Genomic DNA, 1,382 nt, shown 5'->3' with positions numbered 1-1,382 from the left:
ATGCCACCAAAACCGCTTACATTAATCAGTGCTAAGCTCGCCTTTATCATATCCGCCATCGTCATCGGTATCATGGGCATCACCATGATCGGCTTTGGCTGGGTGCCTCATCTGTCTCTTATCTTAGCCATCTGTGTACTACTGGCTATCGGTATGTATAAAGGACTCAGCTTTGATGACATGCAAGCGCAAATGGCCTCAGGTGTCATGCGTGGTATCGGTGCCATCTATTTGTTCTTCTTTATCGGACTGATGGTTGCGGCTCTGATGATGTCAGGAGCGATTCCTACACTCATGTATGTAGGCTTTCAGCTGATATCACCTGAGTACTATTATATCTCTGCCTTTATCTTAACCTCTATTATCGGTATTGCATTGGGTAGTAGTTTGACGACTGCAGCGACTTTGGGCGTGGCCTTTATTGGTATGAGTAATGCCTTTGATGCCAATGTGGCGATAGCGGCAGGGGCAGTAGTATCAGGGGCGTTCTTTGGTGATAAAATGTCTCCTTTGTCTGATACTTGTACGATTGCCTCTTCTGTCGTTGGTATCGATCTGTTTGAGCACATTCGCAATATGATGTATACGACAGTACCTGCATGGATACTGACGGTGATACTGTTTTGGATGTTCTCAGGACAGACGACCAGTGCTGATCTGAGTCAAGTGATTATATTGCAAGGACAATTGATAGACAGCGGTCTGGTACATGGGTATTCGGTACTGCCATTTGTGGTACTGGTTGGATTGGCACTGTTTCGGGTTAATGCGATTTATACGATTATCTGTACTATTGCCGCGGCACTGATTATTACTTATATCCATAGTTCACCAAGCTTTGGACAGTTGGGCGGTTATCTGTTTGCAGGCTATGCACCTGCTGAGTCATTAGAGCTAGGTGAGGTAGGTGGTATGCTGTCGCGTGGCGGTGTACAGAGTATGTTCTTTACCCAGGCGATTGTGATACTAGCATTAAGCTTAGGTGGTCTATTAACGGCACTGGGGATTCTGCCAGCACTGCTATCTGGTATTAAAGACACACTGACGACTTCAGGACGAGCGATATTCGCTGCAGCGATGTCGGCACTGAGCATTAACGTGCTGATTGGTGAGCAGTATTTGAGTATTCTATTATCAGGTACGGCATTCCGTTCGACATTTGAGCGCTTACATCTACATCCTAAGAATTTGTCTCGGACGATTGAGGATGCAGGAACGGTGATCAATCCGCTGGTGCCTTGGAGTGTATGCGGGGTGTTTATCAGTCAGGCGTTAGGGGTGCCAGTATTAGACTATCTACCTTATGCATTCTTCTGTTATTTGTCATTGCTGCTGACATTGCTGTTTGGGTTCACGGGGCTGACGATTAGTCGGGTTAAAGA

1 protein-coding gene is annotated in these 1,382 nt (G+C 46.2%); it reads left to right on the top strand.

Annotated elements, in window-relative coordinates; genetic code table 11:
* Window positions 1-1,382, top strand: a 1,382-nt coding sequence (locus ACIGBM_RS13505; RefSeq protein WP_397478087.1) for a Na+/H+ antiporter NhaC family protein, incomplete at its 3' end; no start/stop codon positions are given.

The organism is Psychrobacter sp. NPDC077938 (genome assembly GCF_044542635.1).
Taxonomy (GTDB): Bacteria; Pseudomonadota; Gammaproteobacteria; order Pseudomonadales; family Moraxellaceae; genus Psychrobacter.
Note: the sequence above shows the minus strand (reverse complement) of the source record. Positions and strands in the feature narration are given on the sequence as shown.